The 24,643-nt window shown below is 67.9% G+C and carries 19 protein-coding genes and 1 pseudogene; 4 read left to right on the top strand and 16 right to left on the bottom strand.

Annotation, left to right across the window (positions count from 1 at the left end; genetic code table 11):
* Positions 1-138: 138 nt before the first annotated feature.
* Positions 139-2,289, top strand: coding sequence for a copper-transporting P-type ATPase (locus EV675_RS24900; protein ID WP_130361049.1), 2,151 nt, complete (start codon positions 139-141; stop codon positions 2,287-2,289).
* A 68-nt stretch (positions 2,290-2,357) separates the two neighbouring features.
* On the top strand, positions 2,358-2,975 hold the full coding sequence (locus tag EV675_RS24895; RefSeq protein ID WP_130361047.1) for an LON peptidase substrate-binding domain-containing protein: 618 nt from the start codon (positions 2,358-2,360) through the stop codon (positions 2,973-2,975).
* 3 nt (positions 2,976-2,978) lie between these two features.
* On the opposite strand, the gene EV675_RS24890 is transcribed toward EV675_RS24895, so the two are convergent.
* The 7 genes from EV675_RS24890 to EV675_RS24860 form a co-directional block, all read right to left on the bottom strand.
* The gene (locus EV675_RS24890; RefSeq protein ID WP_130361045.1) at positions 2,979-3,596 is read right to left on the bottom strand and encodes a GNAT family N-acetyltransferase; all 618 of its coding nucleotides are present in this window, start codon (positions 3,594-3,596) and stop codon (positions 2,979-2,981) included.
* Between the two features lie 95 nt (positions 3,597-3,691).
* Positions 3,692-4,654, bottom strand: coding sequence for a D-2-hydroxyacid dehydrogenase family protein (locus tag EV675_RS24885; protein WP_130361043.1), 963 nt, complete (start codon positions 4,652-4,654; stop codon positions 3,692-3,694).
* Positions 4,651-6,015, bottom strand: a complete 1,365-nt coding sequence (locus EV675_RS24880) for a CapA family protein (protein ID WP_130361041.1) — start codon at positions 6,013-6,015, stop codon at positions 4,651-4,653. The genes EV675_RS24885 and EV675_RS24880 overlap by 4 nt, the downstream gene beginning before the upstream one ends.
* A gap of 12 nt (positions 6,016-6,027) precedes the next feature.
* Positions 6,028-7,077, bottom strand: a complete 1,050-nt coding sequence (locus tag EV675_RS24875) for a TauD/TfdA family dioxygenase (protein ID WP_130361039.1) — start codon at positions 7,075-7,077, stop codon at positions 6,028-6,030.
* A gap of 26 nt (positions 7,078-7,103) precedes the next feature.
* Complete coding sequence (locus EV675_RS24870; RefSeq protein WP_130361037.1) at positions 7,104-8,072, bottom strand: Bug family tripartite tricarboxylate transporter substrate binding protein; 969 nt, start codon at positions 8,070-8,072, stop codon at positions 7,104-7,106.
* A 59-nt stretch (positions 8,073-8,131) separates the two neighbouring features.
* Positions 8,132-9,205, bottom strand: a complete 1,074-nt coding sequence (locus tag EV675_RS24865; RefSeq protein WP_130361035.1) for an aminopeptidase P family N-terminal domain-containing protein — start codon at positions 9,203-9,205, stop codon at positions 8,132-8,134.
* Between the two features lie 26 nt (positions 9,206-9,231).
* A complete protein-coding gene (locus EV675_RS24860; protein ID WP_130361033.1) occupies positions 9,232-10,341 on the bottom strand; it encodes a M24 family metallopeptidase in 1,110 nt (369 codons plus the stop codon).
* Positions 10,342-10,503: 162 nt separating this feature from the next.
* Between EV675_RS24860 and EV675_RS24855 the strand changes: the two are divergent.
* Positions 10,504-11,391: pseudogene (locus tag EV675_RS24855) on the top strand (LysR family transcriptional regulator); the annotation flags it as partial.
* 40 nt (positions 11,392-11,431) lie between these two features.
* Here EV675_RS24855 and EV675_RS30105 read toward each other — a convergent pair.
* From EV675_RS30105 to EV675_RS24810, 9 genes are all read right to left on the bottom strand, one after another.
* A complete protein-coding gene (locus EV675_RS30105) occupies positions 11,432-11,977 on the bottom strand; it encodes a DNA-deoxyinosine glycosylase (RefSeq protein WP_130361029.1) in 546 nt (181 codons plus the stop codon).
* Positions 11,938-12,753, bottom strand: coding sequence for a class I SAM-dependent methyltransferase (locus tag EV675_RS24845; protein ID WP_130361027.1), 816 nt, complete (start codon positions 12,751-12,753; stop codon positions 11,938-11,940). Before EV675_RS24845 ends, EV675_RS30105 begins: the two co-directional genes overlap by 40 nt.
* Positions 12,750-14,654, bottom strand: coding sequence for a molecular chaperone HtpG (htpG, locus tag EV675_RS24840; protein WP_130361025.1), 1,905 nt, complete (start codon positions 14,652-14,654; stop codon positions 12,750-12,752). The genes EV675_RS24845 and htpG overlap by 4 nt, the downstream gene beginning before the upstream one ends.
* Positions 14,655-15,030: 376 nt before the next feature.
* Entirely contained in the window at positions 15,031-15,606 is a 576-nt protein-coding gene (locus EV675_RS24835) for an HNH endonuclease (RefSeq protein WP_423213241.1), read from the bottom strand.
* Positions 15,607-15,841: 235 nt separating this feature from the next.
* Positions 15,842-16,930, bottom strand: coding sequence for an MBL fold metallo-hydrolase (locus tag EV675_RS24830; protein ID WP_130361020.1), 1,089 nt, complete (start codon positions 16,928-16,930; stop codon positions 15,842-15,844).
* Between the two features lie 4 nt (positions 16,931-16,934).
* Entirely contained in the window at positions 16,935-19,244 is a 2,310-nt protein-coding gene (parC, locus tag EV675_RS24825; protein ID WP_130361018.1) for a DNA topoisomerase IV subunit A, read from the bottom strand.
* A complete protein-coding gene (gene parE, locus EV675_RS24820; protein WP_242621588.1) occupies positions 19,244-21,202 on the bottom strand; it encodes a DNA topoisomerase IV subunit B in 1,959 nt (652 codons plus the stop codon). Before parE ends, parC begins: the two co-directional genes overlap by 1 nt.
* Positions 21,203-21,514: 312 nt before the next feature.
* Positions 21,515-22,720, bottom strand: coding sequence for an MFS transporter (locus EV675_RS24815; protein ID WP_130361016.1), 1,206 nt, complete (start codon positions 22,718-22,720; stop codon positions 21,515-21,517).
* 82 nt (positions 22,721-22,802) lie between these two features.
* Positions 22,803-23,516 carry a GntR family transcriptional regulator gene (locus EV675_RS24810; protein WP_130361014.1) on the bottom strand — a complete coding sequence of 238 codons (714 nt, stop codon included), beginning with the start codon at positions 23,514-23,516 and terminating at the stop codon, positions 22,803-22,805.
* Between the two features lie 214 nt (positions 23,517-23,730).
* Between EV675_RS24810 and EV675_RS24805 the strand changes: the two genes are divergently transcribed.
* A complete protein-coding gene (locus EV675_RS24805) occupies positions 23,731-24,639 on the top strand; it encodes a dihydrodipicolinate synthase family protein (protein WP_130361012.1) in 909 nt (302 codons plus the stop codon).
* The last annotated feature ends 4 nt before the right edge of the window (positions 24,640-24,643 follow it).

Below are 24,643 nucleotides of genomic sequence, written 5' to 3'. Positions count from 1 at the left end.
GACGCCAACGAATGAAGATTGCATGCATATTCGCAGGTGCTCAATGCGATCCTGTACTCGGATCACGCACAAAATACTTGACATTCCCATAGTGTCAAGGCGGAGCATCAAGCCTTGATCTGGCGCGAGGGGAACAGCATGAATCCGCATCACCATGACCATCATCAGTCTGGAGAACGGAGTGATGCGTCGGCTGGCACCATTTACACCTGCCCCATGCACCCCGAGGTGCGGCAGGACCACCCCGGCAATTGCCCCAAGTGCGGCATGACGCTGGAGCCGATCATTCCGCTGGCCGAGGAAGACAACAGCGAGCTGATCGATTTTCAGCGCCGCTTTTGGTGGACGCTGCCCCTCACTCTGATCGTGACCGTCCTGGCCATGCTCGGCCATCGTCTGGGCTGGTTCGCCATGGCCACCCAGACCTGGGTCGAATTCGTGCTGTCGCTGCCCGTGGTGCTGTGGACAGGCTGGCCCTTCTTCGTGCGGGGCTGGCAATCGATCGTCCACCGCAGCCCGAACATGTGGACCTTGATCGCCCTGGGCTCGGGCGCCGCCTTCGTCTACAGCGTGGTCGCCACGGTGGCGCCGGGCGCTTTCCCCGACTCGTTCATGTCCATGGGCCGCGTGGCCGTGTACTTCGAGGCAGCGGTGGTCATCATTTCCCTGACCATGATGGGCCAACTTATCGAGTTGAAGGCACGCTCCCAGACCTCGGCGGCCATCAAGTCCCTGCTGGACCTGGCGCCAAAGACTGCGCGGCGCATCAACGCGGACGGCAGCGAAGAGGATGTGCCGCTCAATCATGTTCATGTCGGCGACCTGCTGCGTGTGCGCCCTGGCGAGAAAATTCCGGTCGATGGCATCGTTACCGAAGGCAGCAGCGCGGTCGATGAATCCATGCTGACCGGCGAACCGGTGCCGGTGACCAAGCGTGCCGGTGCCCCGTTGATCGGGGCCACGCTGAACACCAGCGGCGCGCTGATCATGCGGTCCGAAAAAATCGGCGCGGCCACCATGCTGTCGCAGATCGTGCAGATGGTCGCCTCGGCCCAGCGCTCCAAGGCTCCCATGCAGCGCATGGCCGACGTGGTGGCGGGCAAGTTCGTCGTGGCGGTGGTGCTGATCGCCATCGCTACCTTTCTGGCCTGGGGCCTGTTCGGGCCGGAGCCCAGCTGGGTGTTCGGGCTGATCAATGCCGTGGCGGTGCTGATCATCGCCTGTCCCTGTGCTCTGGGCCTGGCCACCCCCATGTCGGTGATGGTGGCCACCGGGCGCGCCGCCACGCAGGGAGTGCTGTTCCGCGATGCCGGTGCCATCGAGAAGATGCGCGAGGTGGACACCCTCATCGTGGACAAGACCGGCACACTGACGGAAGGCAGACCCGCGTTCGACACCGCCGTTGCGGCGCCCGGCTTCACGCCCGATGAGGTTCTGAGGCTGGCGGCCAGTCTGGACCAGGGCAGCGAACACCCGCTGGCAGATGCGATTGTCAGCGCAGCGCGAGCCAGGGGCCTGCCGCTGGCCAAACCGGCCGATTTCGAATCGGGCAGCGGCATCGGCGTGCGCGGCACGGTCGAGGGACGGCGGCTGGCATTGGGCAACACGGCCTTGATGGAGCAGGAAAGCGTGGCGGTTTCGTCCCTGCGGGCTGACGCAGAGCGTCTGCGCGGTGAAGGCGCCAGCATCATGCACCTGGCTGTCGACGGACGGTTCGCGGGCATTCTGGCGGTGACCGACCCCATCAAAGCCAGCACGCCCGGCGCCATCCGAACCCTGCACGCCAGCGGTCTGCGCATCGTGATGGCGACTGGAGACGGTCTCACCACCGCCAAGGCCGTAGCGGCCAAGCTGGGTATCGATGAAGTGCATGGCGAGGTCAAGCCCGCCGACAAGCTGGCGCTGGTGGCGCGGCTGCAGCAGGAAGGCCATGTGGTTGCCATGGCGGGAGACGGCATCAATGACGCTCCCGCGCTGGCAAAGTCCGACGTCGGGGTCGCCATGGGCACGGGCACTGACGTGGCAATGAACAGCGGCCAGATCACGCTGATCAAGGGCGACCTGCGCGGCATCGCGGCGTCGCGCGAGGTCTCCATCGATACGGTGCGCAATATGCGGCAGAACCTGATGTTTGCCTTCGTCTACAACGGTATTGGCGTACCGATTGCCGCCGGGGTTCTGTATCCGTTCACTGGCTGGCTCCTGTCGCCAATGATTGCGGCACTGGCGATGAGTCTGAGCTCGGCTTCGGTGATCTTCAATGCGCTGCGGCTGCGTGGCACGAAATAAGCGGCCTGCGCTGCATTCCTGGTAGAAGCGCTATCCTGGAGGCTCGGGCAACCAACCGCCTACCCGCCATGAACACGACCCCGCTCTTTCCGCTCAGCCGGGCGCTGTATCCCGAGGGCATGCTGCACTTGCGCATCTTCGAGATCCGCTACCTCGACATGATCAAGCAGTGCATCGCCGATCAGGCTCCGTTCGGCGTCGTGCCGCTCCTGGCCGGCCACGAGGTCCGCACGCCCGAAGGCAGGGAAGTCCTGGCCGACTTCGGCACCATGGCGAAGATAGAGCAGTGGGATGCGCCCATGCCGGGCCTGCTGCAACTGCGCTGCGTGGGGACGACGCGCTTTCGCCTGGTGTCGAGCGAACAGCGCAAGTACGGTCTCTGGGTCGGGCAGGTCGAACCGCTGGCCGACGATCCGGTGGTCCCCATCCCGGATGCCCTGCAACCGGCGGCCAACACGCTGGGCCGCCTGATCGCCGACATCCAGCAGCACCAGGGCCCCCGCGCGGACCTGCCCATCGCGCCGCCCTTCCGCCTGGACGAATGCGCATGGGTGGCGAACCGCTGGGCGGAAATGCTGCCGCTGCTGCCGCCGCAGCAGCGGCACCTGCTGGCCGACGACGATCCGGAAAGCCGCCTGGGCCAGATCCAGGACATCCTGAAACGGCGCAAGCTGCTGGTCGAATAGCCTCTAGCCCTCCGCCACTTCCATGGCGGGCTCGAGGCCCCGCCGGCGCATCGCGGCTTCGAGGCCGGCGCGCACCCGCGGCCATTCCTCGTCGACGATGCTGTACATGGCCGAATGCCGCCTGCGCCCGTCGGGCATGATGCGATCGTTGCGCAGGATGCCTTCCAGCCGGGCGCCCAGCCGTTCGATGGCGCGGCGGGACTGCTGGTTCAGCTCATCGGTCTGTAACTGCACGCGCTGGCAGCCCAGCCCCTCGAACGCGTGGCGCAGCATCAGGTACTTGGCCTCGGTGTTGACGAAGGTCCGCTGCCACGAACCGCCTATCCAGGTATAGCCGATCTCGCGCTTGCGATGCGCGGGCTCGATGCGGCAATAGCGGGTCGAGCCGACCACCCGGCCATCCTCGCGCAGCGTGGTGGCGAAGGGCATGGACTCGCCCATGTCGCGGGCGCGCAGCGCGGCTTCGATGTAGGCCTCGGCCGCGGCCGGCTCGGCGGGAATCTGGGTGTAGAGGGTGCGCCACGCGTCCTGGTCCCGCGCCGCCGCCACCAGCGCCGCGGCATCCTCGCGCGCCAGGGGCCGCAACACGACCAGGTTGCCGATCAATGAGTACTGCGACATCGCCCTGCCCGCCTTTGCATGAACCGTGGACCTCGCATTGTAGACAGGGTGCCTGACCGGCGTTCAGTGGAACCTCCGTCGCCAGCCCTTGCCGGTCACTCCTCTCGGACCCCGACGGGGGCGCCCGCCAGGTAGGCCCGCACGCCCGCCACGCTGGCCTGATAGAAACCCGCGATCGTCTCGCGCGTGGCGTAGCCCAGGTGCGGCGTCAGCACCACGTTGTCCAGCCGGGTCAGCGGATGGCCGGCCGGCAGCGGTTCGGTCTCGAAGACGTCCAGCCCCGCGCCGCCCAGCCGGCCCTGCGCCAGCGCCTCGACCAGCGCCGCCTCGTCCACGATGGGTCCCCGGGCGGTGTTGATCAGCAGCGCATCGCGCTTCATCAGCGCCAGTTCCCGCCCGCCGACCAGATGGCGCGACCGTTCGCTCAGGACCACATGGATGCTGAGCACGTCCGACTGCGCGAACAACTCGTCCTTGTCGACGCGCCGGACCTGGAAGGCGGCCGCCGCCTCGTCGGTCAGGTTGGGACTCCAGGCCACGACCCGCATGCCGAAGGCCTGGCCGATGGCGGCCATGCGCTGGCCTACCCGCCCCAGTCCCAGCAGCCCCAGGGTCTTGCCGTCCAGCAGCATGCCGGCGGTACGCTGCCAGGCTCCCTCGCGCACGCCGCGGTCCTCGTAGGCGATGTGGCGGGCGGTGGCCAGTATCAGTCCCCAGGCCAGTTCGGGCGTCGCGTTGGACCCCTGGACGGCCGAGGACACATGGGACACGACGACGCCCCGCTCGGTCGCCGCCCGCAGGTCCAGCGTGCGATGCGCCTTGCCCGTCACGGTCATGAACTCGAGGTTGGGCAAGCGCTCCAGCAACGCGCGCGGCATGGGCGTGCGTTCACGCAGGTGGCAGAGGATGTGATACGGCTCGAGCACCTCGGCCGCCTCGTCCGGCACCGCCAGCTTGCGGTCGATCACGTCGATCCGGCACTGCCCTTCCAGCACCGACCAGTCGGCCGAGCGCAACGCCAGGCGCAGGTAATCGTCCAGGATGGCCAGGCGCTTCATGGCAGGCGCAGGACGCCGACGTCCCCCTCGATGTCCAGGCGCGTGCCGAAGGGGCGGGACAGCCGGGCGACGCGCGCCAGGATGCGATGCGCGTCCTCGCCCCGGGCCAGCATGGGGCGGCCGCGCTGGCCTCGCGGCCGCCCGAATCCCATGTCGATCGGATACAGGCTGACCGCGGCCAGCTTGCCCGCCTCGAACTGGCACGTGGCCAGGCAGCCTTCCCAGAACTCGCGCGTGGCCGGAAAGCCCCGGCTGTCGTTGCCGGTGCGCGCGTCCAGGAACTCGGAAGGCGTGGCGGCTGCGTCCAGCCCGAAGCGGCCGTAGGCCTCGGCGGGAAAGGCGTTGATGGTCTCGTTCTGGAAAATGAAGTTGCCCAGGCTGTGGAAGATGGGCGCGCCCCGGTAGACCTCGACGCCCATGGTCAGGTGCGGGCCATGCCCCGCCACCACGTGGGCGCCGGCGTCCACGGCCGCGCGGGCGAACTCGATGGCGAACTGCGCGGACTCCTCCAGCTCCACGTCGGTGGGCGCGGTGCGCTTGCCCGCACTGCCGAACTCGTGGCAATGGAAAGAAAAAATCACCCAGTCCGCCTGTTTGCGCGCCTCGCGGATGAAGCGCAGGTTGGCTTCGGCATCCTTGGCGTCGACCTTGGTCGATACGGCGAAGCCCTTGCCGCGGCGGAACTTCGCGCCCAGCAGGGCCACGCTGTCGTCGTCATTGCTGGGCACCTCGTGCGGCGCATAGAACTGCGAGCGGTGCCGCACCTGCTCCTGCGCCATGCCCAGCTCATCGCTGATGCGCCGCAGCGCCGCCAGCGATTCGTCGTCCACCGTATAGGACGTGGCGAACCCCAGGGGATTGATGCCAGGGCGGCCGGCGCTGTCGGAGCGCGCGTCGGCCGCGCGGTTCCAGGGCCGATAGAACGACGTGGCCGAGACCAGGCCGACGCGGCCCGCGTTCGTTTCCAGGTAGCCCGGCCGGCGTGCCTCGGCCAGCGTACGGCCCGCGCCGGAGTACGGAATGCCGGCGCGGTCCAGGTGCGCCAGGCTGGCCAGCACCCCCGACACGCCGTAGTCGGTGGCATGGTTGTTGGCGATGGACACGATGTCCAGGCCCATCCACTTCAGCTCTTCCAGCAAGGCCGGCGCGGTGCTCATGGGCGTGCCCTGCGTGAAGTTGGGCACGCCTTCGCCGGACTCGCGCACGGTGGTCTCCAGGTTGCCGAAGCTGGCATCGGCGTCCCGCAGCAGATCGACCAGCGCCAGATAGTCGTCTTCGGCGTAAGGCTTCAAGGCCCTGGACAACATCATGTCGCCGACCAACGCCAGCTTGATACGGCCCCGCTCAGCTTCGTACAACATAGGCCCTCCGCCTTACTCGATGCTGCCGACGGTTTCGTAGATCAGCTTGCCCGTGCGCGACGGAAAGCCCCCCCGCACCGCGCCCGCGCGCTGGTCGCGGTAGATGGTGGCCAGGGCCGGGCTCAGGGCGCGGCTGTTGGGCACCGACAGCCACATGCGCAACAGGTGGCGCTTTTTCTCCGGTTCCTCGAAGTCCTCGAACGCGGTGCGCGAATGCAGCATCATGTGGTTGTTCAGGAATTGCAGGTCGCCCGGCTGGAACATCATCGAGAAATGGAAATCGGTGCTGCCCGACAGGCTGTCGAGGAAATCCAGCGCCTCTTCCTGGATCGGCGTCAGGCGCGGCACGTCGGGAAAGCGCTGCGCGGAACGGATATGCGTGCGCACGTAGCGGCACGAAAACTTGCCTTCATGCATCGAAAACACGGGCTGCTGGTAGTACGGCAGTTGCCCGGGTTCTTCCTGCCCCTGCCAGCTCCAGTGGAACGGCTGGTACAACACGTCGAGCAGGTCGGGACGCTGCTTCAGGATCTCGTTGTGGATGGCCTGCGAACTGGCGATCATGCTCAGGCCGCCGCTGCGCGCGGTACGCAGCACGAACAGCGCCACCACGTCGCAGGAATCGGTGTGGTAGGTCAGCTTCTGGTTCGAGGTATAGCCGCGGCCCTGCGGGCTGTTGATGTCGATGCCCAGGTTGCGCACGTCGCCCAGGATGTCGCCTTTGGCGCTTTGCGAGACGGCCGTGCCCATGTGCTGGCCGATGCCCCAGTAGATGATGCGCAGGTCGTCCTTGCCGTAGCGCTCGGCCTGGATGCCTCGCAGCAGTTGCAGGCCCAGGCCGTTCTCGATCTGCTCGCGGGTGTGGTCTATCACCTTCGACACCGTCGGCAGCGGGAAGTCCTCGCGCGTCATGGTCGAGATGAGCTTGCCCTGCTTGCGCACGTTGCGCAGCGCGGCATCGATCTCGTCGATCTCGGCCTGGGTGAACTCGTAGACCCAGGCCTTGCTGTCCTTGATTTCGGGGCCGCGCCAGGTGGCCGGTCCGGTGAGGGCTGCACGCATGAAAAAATCTCCTGAAAGAACCGGGCTCAGTCGATGCTGATGCCGGTCGAATGGATCACCTTGCCCCAGCGGGCCACTTCTTCCTTGATGAACCGGTCGGCCTCGGCCGGACTGCTGGCGATCAGGTCGCGCGCATCCAGGCCCTTGATGTCCTTGCCGGCGCCGTTGACCATCAGTTCCTCGCGTATCGCCGCCGAAACCTTGGCGACGATGTCGGCCGGCGTGCCCGGCGGCGCCACCATGCCGGTCCACGACACCGAGATGAATCCGGGCATGGTTTCGTTCAGCGTGGGCACGTCGGGCAAGGCCGGGTGGCGCTTCTCGCTGCCGATGGCCAGCACGCGCAGCTTGCCTTCGCGGATCTGCGGCAAGGCGGTGGCCAGGCCCTGGAACATCACCTCCACCTGGCCGGCGATCAGGTCGGCATAGGCCGGCGGGCCGCCCTTGTAGGGGATGTGGACCATGTCGATGCCGGCCATCATCTTCAGCAGTTCGCCCGCCAGATGCGGCGTGGAACCGGTGCCGCCCGAGGCGAAGTTGAGCTTGCCGGGATGGGCCTTGGCATAGGCGATCAGTTCCTTCAGCGACTTCGCCGGTACCTTGGGATTGACCAGCAGCACGTTCGGGTTGGCGGCGATGATGGACACCGGCACGAAACGGTTCGGGTCGTAGGCGAGCTTCTTGTAGAAGCTCTGGTTGATCGCGATCGCCGTGGGCGGCGACACCAGGAAGGTGTAGCCGTCGGGCTCGGCGCGGTAGACCGCCTCGCCGCCGATGTTGCCGTTGGCGCCGGCGCGGTTCTCCACCACCACCGGTTGGCCCCATTTCTTCTGTATCCCCTCGCCGGCCAGGCGCGCCAGGGTATCGGCCGCGCCGCCGGCGGGCACCGGCACGACCACCTTGATCACCCGCTCCGGATAGCCGGCCGCCATCGCGGCACAGGGCAGGGCCAGCGATGCGGCCGCCAGCAGCCGCCGCACGATGTGCTTGGACATGGTGTTGTCTCCTTGTATGTCGGCGCGTCCATGCGCCGCGTTCGTCTGGGTGCCGCGCGTCAACCGCGCAGCACCTGTCCGCGCTGCCCGCCGCCGCCCAGCGTCAGGGGTGCGCTCCGGTACCAGTGGCCGCCCTCCAGCGCGGCATGGGCGGAGAACACCGCCAGGCTGCCGGGCGGCAGGGGCACGAATTCCTGTTCATCGGTGCGCGCCAGGCTCAGGGGCTGCACGCCCGTACATGACTCCAGCGTCCAGCGCGCCGCGCCGGCCGGCGCGGCGGGCAGCCCGTCGGCGCCGCGACCGGCCAGGCGCGACAGGCTGTCGTCGAACCAGGCCCGGGCCGCTTCCCAGCCCTCGGGCGGCGCGCCGCGAGCGTGGCTGCCGCCCAGGCGGATCCAATGGCCCTTGTAGGCCACCGATAGTTCCAGGGCATAGGCCGCGCCCAGCGCGAACTCCCCTTCCAGCCGGCCCAGCGCGCCGCCGCGCGACAGGTCGGGCGCGACGCGATAAAGCACTTCTTCGGCGCCGGCGGCGCGGGCACTGGCCTCGATGGCGGCCGCCAGGACCGAGGTGTCCGGGACATCGTCCGGCACCCCGGCCACGGCGCGTCGGGCGATGCCCAGCGCGCGGCCGGCCAGCGCCAGCTCTTCCTTGCCGCAAGGCTGGCGGATGGCGGCGAACATGGGCGCGGCATCGACGATGGCCGCGGCTCCCCAGGCCTTCATCAGCGGCAGCGCCACCGCCGCCGGCAGGCTGTCCAGGCCGACTACGCCCAGGCGCGCGCCGGGCTGCACGCCCTTGCCGGCCAGCATGTCGAGCACACCCTGGGCAAGCCGGGGCGCGGACACGACCTCGCCCAGATGCGAGACTTCGCGTATCCAGCCGTGCACGCGCGGCGTGAGCGACGCCAGCAGGACCGGGGCCTCGTCCGGCAGCACCAGCAGCATGGCCTCGCTCCAGTACGGTGTGAAATTGGTCAACCAGTGCACGGCGGCCGGCTCGGCGAACGAGGTGTAGGCCAGCACTGCCGCCAGGCCCTCCCGCTTCATGCCGGCCCGCAGGCGCGCAACGCGCTCGTCCAGCACCGAGGCCGGCAGTTCTTCCCGCGACCAGCTCATGAGTCCGCGACGCATAAACGTATCCTTCCGTGTATACCGAATCAGGCCAGGCCGGCCGGGGCGCTGCGCAGCTCGCGCGGCGTGCGGGTCAGCACCCTGCAGCCGTCGGCGGTCACGCGCACGGTGTCGCCCAGCACGATGTAGCCGGCCACCGGGTGGTAGGTGTTGGGATGGACGACCAGGGTCATGTCGGGCTCCAGCACCAGGTCGACGTCCTCCAGCACGTGCGGGCCGTCGACGTAGAGCCCCATGCCGTGGCCGCGCACGCGGGTGTACTTGGAGGTCACGTATTCGCCCAGGCCATGGCGGCGGAAGATGTCGTTCTGCGCGCGCGCCACGTCGCCGTGGGTATTGCCCGGCTTCACCGCGGCGATGCCGGCCTCCAGCGCGTCCAGGTACACCCGGTAGGCATCGAGCTGTTCGCGCGTGGGCGTGCCCAGTACCAGCGTGCGGCAGATCTGCGCGTAGTACCCGTCCAGGCAGGGCGTGAGTTCGGTCGTGACCAGGTCGCCCGCGGCCAGTTGGCGCTCGCCCGGCGGACGCATGGTGCGGACTTCCTTGCCGCCCGATCCCATGATCATGAAATTCTCCGGACAGCCCTGGGTCCGCAGCCAGGCTTCCAGTTCGCCCACCAGCTCGAATTCGCGCTTGCCCACCTGGGCTGCCGCGCGAAAGACCTCGTAGCCTTCGTCGGCCAGGCGCACCGCCTGCTCGACCCGGTCGGCTTCGGCAGCGCTCTTGCGCACCATCAGGCCGTCCAGCATGGCGGTGGCCGCTTGCATGCCCGCGCCCGCGGCGCTGCGCGCCAGCAGCGCAGGCGTCGAATGCGCGGGCGCGAGGCCGGTGCGTCCGGGCCGGGCGGCATCCAGGGCCTGCCGTGCGCGCGCCAGCAGGTCGGCGCTCCACTCCACCTTCATGCCGGGCTGCTCGGCCGCGATGCGCTCGGCCTCGGCCGGGGTCTCGACCATCAGCCAGGCATCGTCGGCGGTGACGAAGGCCACGGCCTGGCCTTCCATGGGCGTCACGTCCAGCGCGTAGCGCAGATAGTCGCTGCGCCAGGCATTGCCCGTCACCACCAACAGGTCCAGGCCGGCCTGTTCCATGGCGGTCCGCAGGCGGACGCCCCGCTCTTGCCTGAGTTGCGCACTCATTGCTGTCTCTCCCACCGGCCGGGCAGCGGCGGCCCGGCCTTTCGCGTTCTGGCGCCCGCACGCGGCGGGCTCTCGTCATGGGCGACAGAATACGTAGGCTAGCTATAGACAACAAATACAATTTTCTCTACCAGCTATCGGAAATATTGATATGCTGGCACCATGAACCTGCGCACGCTCAAACGCTTCCTGGCCATCGCCGAACTCGGCAGCATCAACAAGGCCGCCATTCACCTGAACGTCTCGCAGCCTTCGCTGACGAAAGACCTGCAAGACCTGGAAGAAGCCCTGGGGGTGGAACTGTTCACCCGCAACGCGCGCGGCGTAAGCCTCACGTCGTTTGGCGAAACCATCTATACCCGCGCCAAGCTGGTCGACGCCGAGTTCCGAAAACTGGAAAGCGAAGCGCGCGCGCTGCGCGACGTCTCGACGGGCGAGGTCAACGTGGGCGTGGTGCCTGGCCTGCTGCAGAACCAGATTCTGCCCAAGGCCACCTTGAACCTGACGCAGCGCGCGCGGCGGCTGACGGTGAACTACCGGTTCGGCCATCGCAGCAGCATGCTGGGCCCGCTGCTGCGCGGCGACCTGGACTTCGTCATCGTCGGCATCGAGGACGACGAATACGCCGACGAACTGGTGTCCGAACCGCTCTTCCCCGACCGCACCGCCCTGTTCGTGCGCGCCGACCATCCGATCCTGGAAACCTTCGACGGCACCGGCGCCCACTTGGCGGACTACCCCTGGCTGGTGCTGTCGGAATGCTCGCAGCTGGAAGTCATGCTCAGACAGATGATGCGCGCGCAGGGCACGCCCTTCGCCAACAGCGTGATCCGCACCGATTCCTTCTATTTCTTCCGCTCGACGCTGGTGGCGAGCGATTGCATCGGCCTGGCCCGCTACGACTCCGCGCGCCTGGAGAAACACACCGGGAACATCGTGGAACTGCCGCTCCAGCCGGCGGTGGGCAAGAAGCTGCTGAGCACGCACATGATAGGCGTCGCCTACCGGCGCGACACCATGCTGTCGACCGCCAGCAAGGCCCTGATCCAGGAGATCCGCCACCTGACGGACGACCTGTTGCAGCAGGAGATCACGACCGACATGCGAACAGGGGCCGCCATTGCTCCAGCTTCTGCTCGAAGCTATACATCGCGGCCGCCGGCGACGAAGAAGCCAGCCGGAACACGCGGTAGCCGTAGTCGGCCAGGTGATGGCCCAGCTTCCAGGACAGGCCGCCGTTGAAACCTATGCATTCGAGCCGGGGCGCGTGTACCTTCAGGTAGGCGGCAAGCGGATTGACCTCGGCTTCGGTCACGGCGGCATCCAGGCTGCCCTGGCGGCGGCAACTGGCGACCACGTCCCAGATGCCCACGCGATGCCGGACGGCGACGCGCAGGCGCTCTTCGTAGGGCATCAGATGCAGTGCCTCGACCTCCAGGCAGGCGCCCAGCAGGCGCCAGAACTGGTTGCGCGGATGGGCGTAGTACTGGCCCACGTCCAGCGAAGCCACGCCCGGGAAACTGCCCAGCAGCAGCACCCTGGCGTCGGGCGCCAGGACCGGCGGAAAACCGCTGAGCTGGGGCGGCGCCGCGGCGCTCACAACCGCCCCAGCTCCGGCGCCAGCGAGCGCGCCCATTTGCGCGCAGGCAGGCCGTAGCGGTTCTCGACCTCGTCGGCGCGCGCCAGCAGCACCTGCGCGTCGATCCGCAAGGCCGGACCGGCCAGGGCGATCGCCACCCGGTTGCCTTCCTCGATTTCCGGCAACTCGACCACCCGCCCCTCGAACGCTTCATCGAGGTTGCGGCGATTGTGTTCGTAGCTGTCGTGGGCGCCGAACAGGTTGACCGTCACGATGCCGGCCTGGCTGGCGTTGGCGCTGACCACCCGCCGGCAGCCGCGATAGAACTCGACGGAATCGCGCACCGGGCCGCGCGCGGCATGGTCGTACAAGTCCACCATCAAGGCGCGGCAGCTGCCGCGGTTGGCGATGTCCTCTACCCAGGCGCCCGCGTCGTCATGGGTCACCATGAAGCGCTCGTTGTCGGCGGGCAGGCGGAAATAGGCGCGGCAGGCGGCGGTCACGCTGGGATTCCATTCCACCGCATGCACCGGGCTGTCGGTATGCTTCAGGCAGAAGCGGGTCAAGGACCCCGCGCCCAGCCCCAGCGTGCCGATGGCCTGCTCGCCGCCGGCCTGCGGCGGATCGAGGAACAGCAGCCACGCCATCATCTGGCGCGTGTATTCCAGCTCCAGCGCGAAGGGGCTGCGTATCCGCATCGCGCCCTGGATCCACGGGCTGCCGAAATGCAGGTAGCGAACGCCCTGCTCTTCCGAGAACGTCGGCTCGTCGAGCTCGCTGGGACCGGCGGCCCGCCGCCGCTCCGGCCCGGACCGCTGCGCCCCGCGGCTCAAGAGGCCTGGCTCAGCAACAGGCTGTTCATGCTGCGCACGAACGCGGCCGGATCCTCCAGCGACGCGCCCTCGGCCAGCAGGGCCTGGTCCAGCAGCAGCCGGGCCCACTGGCCGAAATCGGCGTCGCCGGCCTGCCGCACGCGGGCGATCAGCGGATGTCCCGGATTGATCTCCAGGATGGGCCGCGACTCGGGCGCCGCCTGCCCGGCCGCCTTGAGCAGGCGTTGCAGGTGCTGGCTCATGTCCTGCTGGTCCACCACCACGCAGGCGGGGGAATCGACCAGGCGGAAGGTCACGCGCACGTCCTTGACCGCCTCTCCCAGCGCGGCCTTCAAACGCTCGACCACCGGCTTGAGCTCTTCCGACACCTCGTCCTGCTGCTTCTTCTCTTCCTCGTCGGCCAGCGCGCCCAGGTCCAGGCCGCCCTTGGCGATGGAGGTCAGCGGCTTGCCGTCGAACTCGTTGACGAAGGACAGCATCCATTCATCGACGCGATCGGTCAGCAGCAGGACCTCGATGCCCTTCTTGCGGAAGATCTCCAGGTGCGGGCTGCTGCTGGCCGCGGCGAAGGTCTCGGCCGTGACGTAGTAGATCTTGTCCTGGCCTTCCTTCATGCGGGACACGTAGTCGGCCAGCGACACCGTCTGCGCGGGGGTGCCGTCCTGCGTGGACGCGAAGCGCAGCAGCTTCAGGATGCGCTCCAGGTTGGCCGCATCCTCGCCCACGCCTTCCTTGAGCACCTGGCCGAACTCGGTCCAGAACGTCGCGTAGTCGTCCTTGCGGTTCTCGGCCAGGTCTTCCAGCAGGCTCAGCACGCGCTTGGCGCTGCCTTCGCGGATGGCGCGCACGTCGCGGCTTTCCTGCAGGATCTCTCGCGATACGTTCAGCGGCAGGTCGGCCGAATCGATGACGCCGCGCACGAAGCGCAGATAGCCGGGCAGCAGTTGCTCGGCGTCGTCCATGATGAAGACGCGCTTCACGTACAGCTTGACTCCGTGCTTCTTGTTGCGGTCCCACATGTCGAACGGCGCGCGCCGGGGCACGTACAACAGCTGCGTGTATTCGCTGCGGCCTTCGACCCGGTTGTGGCTCCAGGCCAGCGGCTCCTCGAAGTCGTGCGCCACGTGCTTGTAGAACTCGGCGTACTGCTCGTCGGTGATCTCGGACTTGCTGCGCGTCCACAGGGCGCTGGCCTGGTTGACGGTTTCTTCCTCGTCGCGGGTGACCTGCTCGGATTTCTCGGCGTCCCATTCCTCTTTCTTCATCAGGATGGGAACGGAGATGTGGTCCGAATAGCGGCGCAGGATGTCGCGCAGCTTCCACGACGACAGGAAGTCGTCCTCATCCTCGCGCAGCGTCAGGATGATATCCGTGCCGCGCCCGGCCTTCTCGGCCGCCGAGATCGTGAACTCGCCGTCGCCGGCCGATTCCCAGCGTATCGCCTGGTCCGCCGGCAGGCCCGCGCGGCGGCTGACGACGGTGACTTTCTGCGCGACGATGAACGACGAATAGAAGCCCACGCCGAACTGGCCGATCAGTTGCGCGTCCTTCTGCTTGTCGCCGGTCAGTTGCTGGAAGAACTCGCGCGTGCCCGAGCGGGCGATGGTGCCCAGGTTGGCAATGGCCTCGTCCCGCGTCATGCCTATGCCGTTGTCGGAAATCGTGATGGTCCGCGCGGTCTTGTCGAAGCCCACGCGTATGGCCGTCTCGCCGTCGCCTTCCAGCAGTTCCGGCCGGTCGATGGCCTCGAAACGCAGCTTGTCGCAGGCATCGGACGCATTGGAGACCAGCTCGCGCAGGAAAATTTCCTTGTTGCTGTACAGCGAGTGGATCATCAGGTGCAGCAACTGCTTGACTTCGGTCTGGAAGCCCAGGGTTTCGGAGGTGTTGGTCTGACTCATGGCAATAACAAGGCCCATCCCGGCGCGCATGGTTAAAGCGCGCCAAGCATGGCGGTTGACGAAAGGAAGTTGTCCGGCTGAAGCAAAAAGCTCACGCGGCCTAGATAAGGCCGCGCGCATCTTTTTCAAGCATAACAGCCCCACCCAGACCCAGGATGCGGTGGATCCGGCTCCGCCGGTCCACCCGCACCGCCCCCTTGAGGGGGCGCCCGAAGGGCGTGGGGGAGGGCTTCCCTTCCGGTCCACCCGCATCGCCCCCCGGGACCCGGCGCCGGGCCGCCCCAAGGCGGGTCCTGGCCCCCTTGGGGGGCTGCCGCGTAGCGGCTGGGGGCCCACCATTCTGGGCGCCCGAAGGGCGTAGGGGGTGGGCTTCCCCTCAGCGCGTAGGGGGGGGCCCCAACCTACTTGTAATAGGTACGCCGGCCAGCAGGAATTCCATCTGGTCGGCCAGGATGCGGCGATTGCGCAGGATCATGCCTTCCCAGCGGTTGGGCCTATAGGGCAGGTAGAGCAGCGGCATGCCGGCCTGCTCGGGGGTGCGGTTGCCCTTGCGCTGGTTGCACGAGCGGCAGGCGGTGACCACGTTTTCCCAGGTGTTGGCGCCGCCGCGGGATTCGGGGCGGACGTGCTCGATGGTCAGTTCGAACTCGGGGAAACAGCCGCCGCAGTAGGCGCAGACATGCATGTCGCGCGAGAACAGGCGCTCGCGGCTGATGCTGATGGAGGCCGAGCGATCGCCGCGGAACTCGCGGCCGCGCACGGCGATGATGCTGGCGGTGCTGACGGTGGAGACGAGCCCGGTCAGCCGGTTCGTGCCCCCGCGATAGGTGACGGTGGTGTCGCCCAGTTCCCACGCCACCCTGCCCGACACGTGCAGGCAGATGGCTTTTTCGATGTCGACCCAATGCACCGGCGTGCCGGCGACATCGAGCGCGAGAACCAGATGAGCCACAGTTTTCTCCTGAATGGATTGCCTATCGCTATCTTTCACTGGGTTTTTATACAGCGCCTCAATGACCAAATCAAGACAAATGCCGATTCCGCACAACATTCATCCGCCAACATCGCGCAAGAGCCCGGTACTTCCGCACCGAGACAAACCATGCAGACCCAGGATGCGGCGGATCTGGCTCCGCCAGTCCGCCCGCATCGCCCCCTGGGGGGCGCGCGTAAGCGCGTAGGGGGGGTCAATTCTCTGGAGCGCGGATCAGCCAGCGGCCGTCGCGCCAGACCCGGCTCTCGCCATGGCGCATCACGAAGAACTCGTCGGACGGGACGCCTGCGTAGCGGCGGGCCCGCGCCAGGTCGCGGGGCGGCTGGTCCAGGGCCTCGTCGGCCAGCTCGAAGGTACCCCAATGGATGGCCACGGAGGTCCTGGCGTCCAGATCCCGGTGAGCCTGCACGGCCTCGGTGGGATTCATGTGGTGGCCGCGCATGAACCAGCGCGGCGCATAGGCGCCTATCGGCAGCGCGGCCAGGTCGAAGGGCCCCATGCGCTCGCCTATGGTGGCGATGTCCTTGGAATAGCCGAAGTCGCCGCCGAACAGGAAATTGAACGCGGGCTCGCGCGTCCGGACCGCCCAGGCGCCCCATAGCGACACGTTCCGGTCGAAGGGCGTGCGGGCGCTCCAGTGCTGCACCGGCAGCAGCGTCAGGATGGCATCGCCCACCATCGTCTGGCCCCACCAGTCCAGCGGCCGCAGGTCGGTGACCTCGGGCACGTTCCGGCGGAACCAGACGTCCACGCCCAGGGGCACCATGAAGACGGGCGGGCCGCCGGGCTGGGCCGCCAGCGCCTTGACCGATTCGAAATCCAGGTGGTCGTAGTGGTTGTGCGAGATCACCACGGCATCGATGTGCGGCAGGTCCGCCAGCGCGATGCCGGGGGGCTGGTGACGCCTGGGCCCCATGAATCCGAAGGGCGAGGCGCGCTCGGAGAACACCGGATCGGTCAACAGATTGAACTGGCCCAGTTGCACCAGCAGGGTGGAATGTCCGACCCAGCTGACCCGCACGTCTGGCGAAGGCTCCTTCAGCCACGCGGTGTCCGCCACGACCGGAGCCAGGGACTCGGTCGGGGGCGGCGGCAGGCCCTGCGCCCACCGGTCGAACTGCCAGCGCCAGAAATCCAGCGTGCCTGGCTGGGCATACGAGTACAGGTTGCGGAACCCGTGCGGCGTATGGTGCGGCTGGCTGGAATCGTAGTACGGGTTGACGGGGGAGCACCCCGCCACCGCGCACGCCGCCAGGACCGCCGCCGCCCCCCGCCGCATCATGGCGCTACAGCACCGGCGACAGCACGGGCTGCTTGGGCTTGGCATCCAGCAGCCGGCCCTTGCGGGCCCGCTTGCCGACGTAGACCGCGAGCCCGCCGGCGGACAGGATCTCTTCGTGCGGCTTGTTGCGGTAGATGCCCGTGATCCGCAGCCCCGCCGGCCCGACCGGCACCACCTGGGCCAGGGTGTCCTTGGGATCGATGTCCATCAGCGCCGTGCCGCGGCCGCCCGACGACAGGGCCTTGACCTCGGCCAGGCCGAACACCAGGAAGCGGCCCTTGTCGGTCAGCAGCGCGAGCGAGTCGGCGCTGTCGAACACCGGCACGGGGCGCAGCGGGCTGTCGCCTTCGTCCAGCGTCATGAACTGCTTGCCGCCGCGCTGGCGCGTGGCCATGTCGCCAAGGCGCGTGACGAAGCCGACGCCGCGCTCGGTGGCCAGCAGCCAGCGGCTCTCGGGCGCCGCCGCGATCATGTGCAGGATGCGTGACCCGGTTTCCAGGTCGATCAGCGTGGTCACCGGCACGCCGTCGCCGCGCGCCGAGGGCAGCGCGCTGACGGCCACCGAGTAGACGCGGCCGTTGCTGCCGAGCGCGATCAGCGTATCGGTGGTCCGGCATTCGAACGCGCCGTAGAGCGCATCGCCCGCCTTGAACGTGAACAGGCTGGCATCGTGGCCGTGGCCCTGGCGGGCGCGCAGCCAGCCCTTCTGCGACACGATCACGGTAACCGGCTCGTCGATGACCTTGGCCTCGATGGTGGCGCGCTCGGCCGCCTCGATCAGCGTGCGGCGGTCGTCGCCGTACTGCTTGGCGTCGGCTTCGATCTCCTTGACGATCAGGCGCTTGAGCGAGGCCGGATTGGCCAGCAGTTCCTCGAGCTTGCCCTGCTCTTCCTGCAGGTTCTTGAGCTCCTGCTCGATCTTGAAACCTTCCAGGCGCGCCAGTTGCCGCAGGCGCATCTCCAGGATGTCCTCGGCCTGGCGTTCGGTCAGGTTGAAGGCCTGCATCAGCGCGGGCCGCGGTTCATCCGACTCGCGGATGACCTTGATCACGGCATCCACGTTCAGGTAGACCACCATGCGCCCTTCCAGCACATGGATGCGGTCCAGCACCTTGTCCAGGCGATGGCGCGAGCGGCGCGTGACGGTCTGGGTACGGAAGGCCAGCCACTCGTCCAGGATCTCGCGCATCGATTTCTGGCGCGGCCGTCCGTCGTTGCCCACCGCCACCAGGTTGATGGGCGCGCTGCTTTCCATGGACGTATGGGCCAGCAGCGTGTTGACGAATTCGTCGCGGTCCACGCGCGAGGTCTTGGGCTCGAACACCAGCCGCACCGCCGCGTCCTTGCCCGACTCGTCGCGCACCGCGTCGAGCAGGCCGAGCAGGGCCGCCTTGGTCTGCTGCTGTTCGTTCGAGAGGCTCTTCTTGCCCGCCTTCACCTTGGGGTTGGTGAGTTCCTCGATCTCCTCCAGCACCTTCTGGCCGGAAGTCGAGGGCGGCAGTTCGGTAACCACCAGTTGCCACTGGCCGCGGGCCATTTCCTCGAATTTCCAGCGCGCGCGGACCTTGATCGAGCCACGGCCGGAACTGAGGATCTGGGCGATCTCGGACCGCGGCGTGATGATCTGGCCGCCGCCGGGATAATCGGGCCCGGGCAGCAGGCCGTACAGCTCGTCGTCGGCGATCCTGGGATTCTTCAGCAGCGCCACCGCGGCCTGCGCCACTTCGCGCAGGTTGTGCGGCGGGATCTCGGTGGCCATGCCCACCGCGATGCCCGAGGCGCCGTTCAGCAGCACCACGGGCAGGCGCGCGGGCAACTGCCTGGGCTCCTGGTACGACCCGTCGTAGTTGGGAATGAAGTCGACCGTGCCTTCGTCCAGTTCGTCCAGCAGCAGCCGGGCGATGGGCGTCAGGCGCGCCTCGGTGTAGCGCATGGCCGCGGCGCCGTCGCCGTCGCGCGAGCCGAAGTTGCCCTGTCCGTCGATGAGCGGATAGCGCAGCGAGAACGACTGCGCCATGCGCACCAGCGCGTCATAGGCGGCCTGGTCGCCGTGGGGATGGTACTTGCCCAGCACGTCGCCCACCACGCGGGCCGACTTCACCGGCTTGGCGTTGGAACCCAGCCCCATGGCCTGCATCGCGTACAGGATGCGCCGCTGCACGGGCTTCTGGCCGTCGCTGACGTCGGGCAGCGCCCGGCCCTTGACCACCGATACCGCGTAATCCAGATAAGCCTGCTCCGCATAGCGCGCCAGCGTGATCGCGGCATCGCCGCCCGGCCGCTCGAACAGGCCGGGTTGTTGTTCGTCCGTCATCAAATATCCACCTCGGCGAGGTCGCCTTTCTCTTCCAGCCACGAGCGCCGCTGCGCGGCCTCACCCTTGCCCATCAGCATGTCGAACATGCGCGTGGTCTCGTCCGCGCCGAGTTCGCCGTAGGTGACCGGCAGCAGGCGGCGGGTGTCGGGGTTCATCGTGGTTTCCCAAAGCTGCTCGGGGCTCATTTCGCCCAGGCCCTTGAAACGGCTGATGCTCCAGGACCCTTCGCGCACGCCTTCCTTGCGCAGCTTGTCCTCGACCGCGGTCAGCTCGCCCTGGTCCAGGCAATAGAGCTTGCGCGGCGGGCGCTTGCCCTGGGCCGGCACGTCCACGCGGAACAGCGGCGGGCGCGCCACGTACACGTTCCCGGCCTCGACCAGCTTGGGGAAATGCCGCAGGAACAGCGTCAATAGCAGCACCTGGATGTGCGATCCGTCCACGTCCGCGTCGGACAGGATGCAGACGCGTCCATAGCGCAGGCCCGACAGGTCGGGATCGTCGTTCGCACCGTGGGGGTCGACGCCGATCGCCACCGCGATGTCGTGGATCTCGTTGTTGGCGAACAGGCGGTCGCGCTCGACCTCCCAGGCGTTGAGCACCTTGCCGCGCAGCGGCAGGATGGCCTGGAACTCCTTGTCGCGCCCCATCTTGGCCGAGCCGCCGGCCGAGTCGCCCTCGACCAGGAAGACCTCGGTGCGGGTGGCGTCGCTGCTCTCGCAATCGGTCAGCTTGCCGGGCAGCACCGCCACGCCTGAGCTCTTGCGCTTCTCGACCTTCTGCGTGGCCCGCACGCGCGACTGCGCCTGGCGGATGACCAGCTCGGCCAGTTTCTTGCCGTATTCGACGTGGGAGTTCAGCCACAGCTCGAGCGCGGGCTTCGAGAAGCCGCCCACCAGGCGCACCGCGTCGCGGCTGTTCAGGCGTTCCTTGATCTGGCCCTGGAACTGCGGATCGAGCACCTTGGCCGACAGCACGAAGCTGGCGCGCGCGAACACGTCCTCGGGCAACAGCTTGACGCCCTTGGGGCTGAGGTTGTGCAGTTCGACGAAACCCTTGACGGCGTTGAACAGGCCGTCGCGCAGCCCGGCCTCGTGCGTGCCGCCGGCCGGCGTCGGGATCAGGTTGACGTAGGACTCGCGCACGACGTTGCCGTCCTCGGTCCAGGCCACCACCCACTGCGCGCCCTCGCCCTCGGCAAAGTTCTCGTTGTCGCCGCCGGCGTACTGCTCGCCCTCGAACAGGGGGATGAGCAGTTCGGCGCCGGCCAGCGCCTCGGTCAGGTAGCCGCGCAGGCCCTGCTCGTACAGCCAGGTCTGGGTCTCGCCGGTTTTCTCGACCCGCAGCGTGACCTTCACGCCGGGCAGCAGCACGGCCTTGCTGCGCAGGAGGCGCGACAGCTCGCCCATGGGGATGGCGCCGCTGTCGAAATACTTGGGGTCCGGCCAGCAGCGCACGCGCGTGCCGCTTTTCTTGCGCGTGGGATCGGCGACCTGCGCCAGCTCCTCGACCACGTCGCCGTGCTGGAACACCAGCCGGTGGGCCGCGCCGTCGCGCCAGACCGTGACCTCCATGCGCGAGGACAGCGCGTTGGTGACCGAGACGCCGACGCCGTGCAGGCCGCCGGAGAACGAATAGGCGCCGCCGCCCTGTTTGTCGAACTTGCCGCCCGCGTGCAGGCGGGTGAAGACCAGCTCGACGACAGGCGCGTTTTCCTCGGGATGCAGGCCGACGGGAATGCCGCGGCCTTCGTCCTCGACGGTCACGCTGCCGTCGGTGTGCAGGGTGACCTGCAGATGTTTGCCGTAGCCGGCCAGCGCCTCGTCGGCGCCGTTGTCGATCACCTCCTGCACGACGTGCAGGGGGTTTTCGGTTCGGGTGTACATGCCCGGGCGCTGCTTGACGGGCTCCAGCCCCTTCAGCACCCGGATGGAAGCTTCGTTGTAGCGAGTGGCCAAGTTATCCCCAGCGACTGTGGAAAATGAAGGGTATTTTACGGATGGAGGGCCTAACCATGCGGGTCGGACTGGCACGCCCATTTTTTGGGCACCCATTCCTTCCCCGGCGGGCGGCGTTCAAAAGCCGCACAGGGCCATGAGCCCTTCCCATCCGACGACGAGTTGCGGGCGCAAATAGCCCACGAAGGCTACCGCAAGCACGGCGCCAAGCAAAGCGCAGGCAAGGACTGTCCGCCAGGCGCGCCCGCGCCCCCCGGGTTGCTCCTGCCTGCTGGAATCGGCCATGGACATCGCTCCTGTTTCCGGCGGAACTCATGCCGGCACCAATGCGCGCTCGCGCACGGGCATGCACAGCGCCGCGGCGGCCAGGCCCAGCGCGACCGAGATCCACCAGACCGCATCGTAGCTGCCGGTGGCGACATACAGCTTGCCGCCCAGCCAGACGCCCACGAAACTGCCGATCTGATGGCCGAAGAATACGATGCCCGTCAGCGTCGAGGCATAGCGCATGCCGTAGATTTGTCCCACCAGCGCGGTGGTCAGCGGCACGGTTCCCAGCCAGACCAGGCCGATCAGGGCCGAGAAGGCATACAGCACCGCCGGCGTCAGCGGCAAGAGGATCAGCAGCATGATCGCCGCCGAGCGCGTCGCGTACAGCAGCGCCAACAGGTGCTTCTTGCTGTGGCGGCCGCCCATGCGGCCGGCCCAGTACGAACCGAACACGTTGAACAGGCCGATGAGCGCGATGGCCAGCGCGCCATCCGAGGCTTTCAGGCCGCCGTCCACCACGAAGGCGGGCAGGTGCAGCGTGATGAAGGCCGTGTGGAAGCCGCAGACCGCGTAGCTCCAGAACAGGAAGTGGTAGGAGCCGTGCCCCATGGCCTGCCGCACCGCGGCGCCCAGCGACTGGGAGCCGGCTGCGTGCGCCGGCTTGCCCGTCAGGCGCGACGCCAGCGGCAGCGCCAGCAGCATCAGCGCCGACAGCGCCCACAGCGCGCCGGTCCAGTCGAAATGATCGATCAGCAGTTGCCCGGCGGGCACGACCACGAACTGCCCCATGGATCCGCCCGCGCTGGCGATGCCCATCGCGGTGCTGCGGCCCTCGGGCGGCACGGCGCGCGCCACCACCGGCAGCAGCACGGCAAACGTGGTGCCGGCCTGTCCCAGCCCGACCAGCACCCCGCCGCACAGGTACAGCATGGCCTCGGACCCCGCATAGCGCGTGCCGACCAGGCCCAGCGCGCACAGCAGCGCGGATGCGACGATGGTCCGGCCCGAGCCCCACTTGTCGGCCACCGACCCCATCAGGATGGCCGAGACGCCCCACACCAGGTTCTGGATGGCGAAGGCGAGCGAGAACACGTCGCGTCCCCAGCCATGGACCAGCCCCATGGGCTGCATGAACAGGCCGAAGGTCGCGCGCACGCCCATCGCGAACAGCAGCACGAGCGACGCGCAGACGACGATGTTTCCTGAGCGGGACGACGGGATCGAAGAAGAAAGAGGCTGCGACGGCATGAAAGACAGGATCGTGGAAAACCGTGGCGCCGGTGCGTGCGCGACCGGCCACGGCCTGCGCATTGTAGTCGCACCGCTCCCGCTACGCCGGATCGCGGCCCGGCGCCTGGTCCAGCAGGCGTTCGACGATGGCCAGGATCTGTTCCGCGGCGTCGCCGATGTGGCGTTCCAGCACCGATCGGGCCTCGTCGGCCTGCCGGCCGCGGCACAGCGAGATCAGCGCCATGTGTTCCTGGTGCGCCTGCTGCCGGATCGGGGCGTTGACCACCTGGAAGCGGAAATAGCGCTCGGACTTCTCGTGCAGGCCGCGCACGATGGCCAGCGCGGCCGGCCGCTGGGCCGCCCGGTACAGCCCTTCGTGCAATTGCCAGTTCAACTGGCCCCATTGGTCGGGCCCCGCCGTGTCCATCCGCGCCACGCATTGCTCGGCCAGTGCCAGTTCCTCTTCCGAGATCCGCGTGGCCGCCTCGTGGACCAGCCAGGGCTCCAGGCGCAGGCGGATGTCGAACAATTCCTCGACCTCGGCGCGCGACAGCATGGAGACGAAGGCCCCACGGTGGGGAATGGCATCCACCAGCCCTTCGGCGCTGAGCTGCCGGATGGCCTCGCGCACCGGGATCCGGCTCACGCCCAGTTCGTCGGCCAACGACTCCTGGCGCAGGGGCGAACCGGGCGGGATCGCGCCCGCCAGGATGCGGTCGCGCAGCGCCTCGGCCACCAGTTCGGACGTGGTCCGGCGCACCAGCCGGTTGCCGGTGGACGCGGGGGAAGACGGAGAAAGATCGTTTCTGGGCATGGCGAAGGAAAAATGGCGGGGTCCAGGTAAACCCCGACAGACGCGCGACGGACTTGGGACTTTAATAGCAGTATATTGGATCCACTATCCAACAGCCACCGGCGGCCACCCGCCAAGCTGACGACGGCCTCCCTGGCCGTTTTTCATGGACTTTTAAATTGGATCCAATATAAAGTAATCAATATCCTTACTGCAGATTTCAAGGAGCACCTGCATGACGATCCGATGGCAAGGCGTGTTTCCCGCCGTCACGACCAAGCTCAAACCCGACTGCTCGCTGGACGCCGGCGCCATCCGCGCCGGCCTGGAACGCCTGATCGCCCGTGGCGTAAACGGCGTGCTGATGATGGGCATGGTGGGCGAAAACGCCCAGTTGTCGCCCCAGGAAAAGCAGGAAGTGCTGCGCATCGCGCTGGACACCGTGAAGGGCCGCGTGCCGGTGCTGTCCGGCGTGGCCGAGACCAGTACCGAGCGGGCCGCGGCCTTCGCCCGCGACGCGCATGCGCTGGGCGTGGACGGCCTGATGGTGTTCCCCGGCCTGACCTACAAGTCGGACGACGACGAGACGGTGGCCTTCTACCGCGCGGTGGCGCAGGCCTCGCCCCTGCCCATCCTGCTCTACAACAATCCCCGCGGCTACGGCGTGGACCTCACGCCCGACGTGGTGGCCCGCCTGCTGGAAGAGCCGAGCATCGTCGCGCTCAAGGAAGAGTCCTACGACACCACGCGCGTCACCGATCTCATCACCCGCTTCGGCGACCGCCTGGCGGTGGTGTGCGGCGTCGACGACCTGGTGGTCGAGAGCGCCGCGCTGGGCGTCCGGTGCTGGGTATCGGGCATGGCCAACGCGGTGCCGCGCGAATCGGTGGACTTGCTGGCGCTGGCCGCCGCCGGCGACTTCGACAAGGCGCGCGAACTGTATCGCGTGCTGACGCCGCTGTATCACCTGGATACGGTGGCCAAGCTGGTGCAGCACATCAAGCTGGCCGAACACCTGATCGACGGCACCGCGGAAACCGTCAAGCCGCCCCGGCTCCCGTTGTCGGGCGCCGAACGGGAACGCACCATCGCCATCGTCCGCGAGACCCAGGCCGGCCTGCGCCGGCTGGGATACGACTACTGATCCC

Source organism: Pigmentiphaga kullae (genome assembly GCF_004216695.1).
Classification (GTDB): Bacteria; Pseudomonadota; Gammaproteobacteria; order Burkholderiales; family Burkholderiaceae_B; genus Pigmentiphaga; species Pigmentiphaga kullae.
This window is presented reverse-complemented; position numbering and strand designations above follow the sequence as displayed.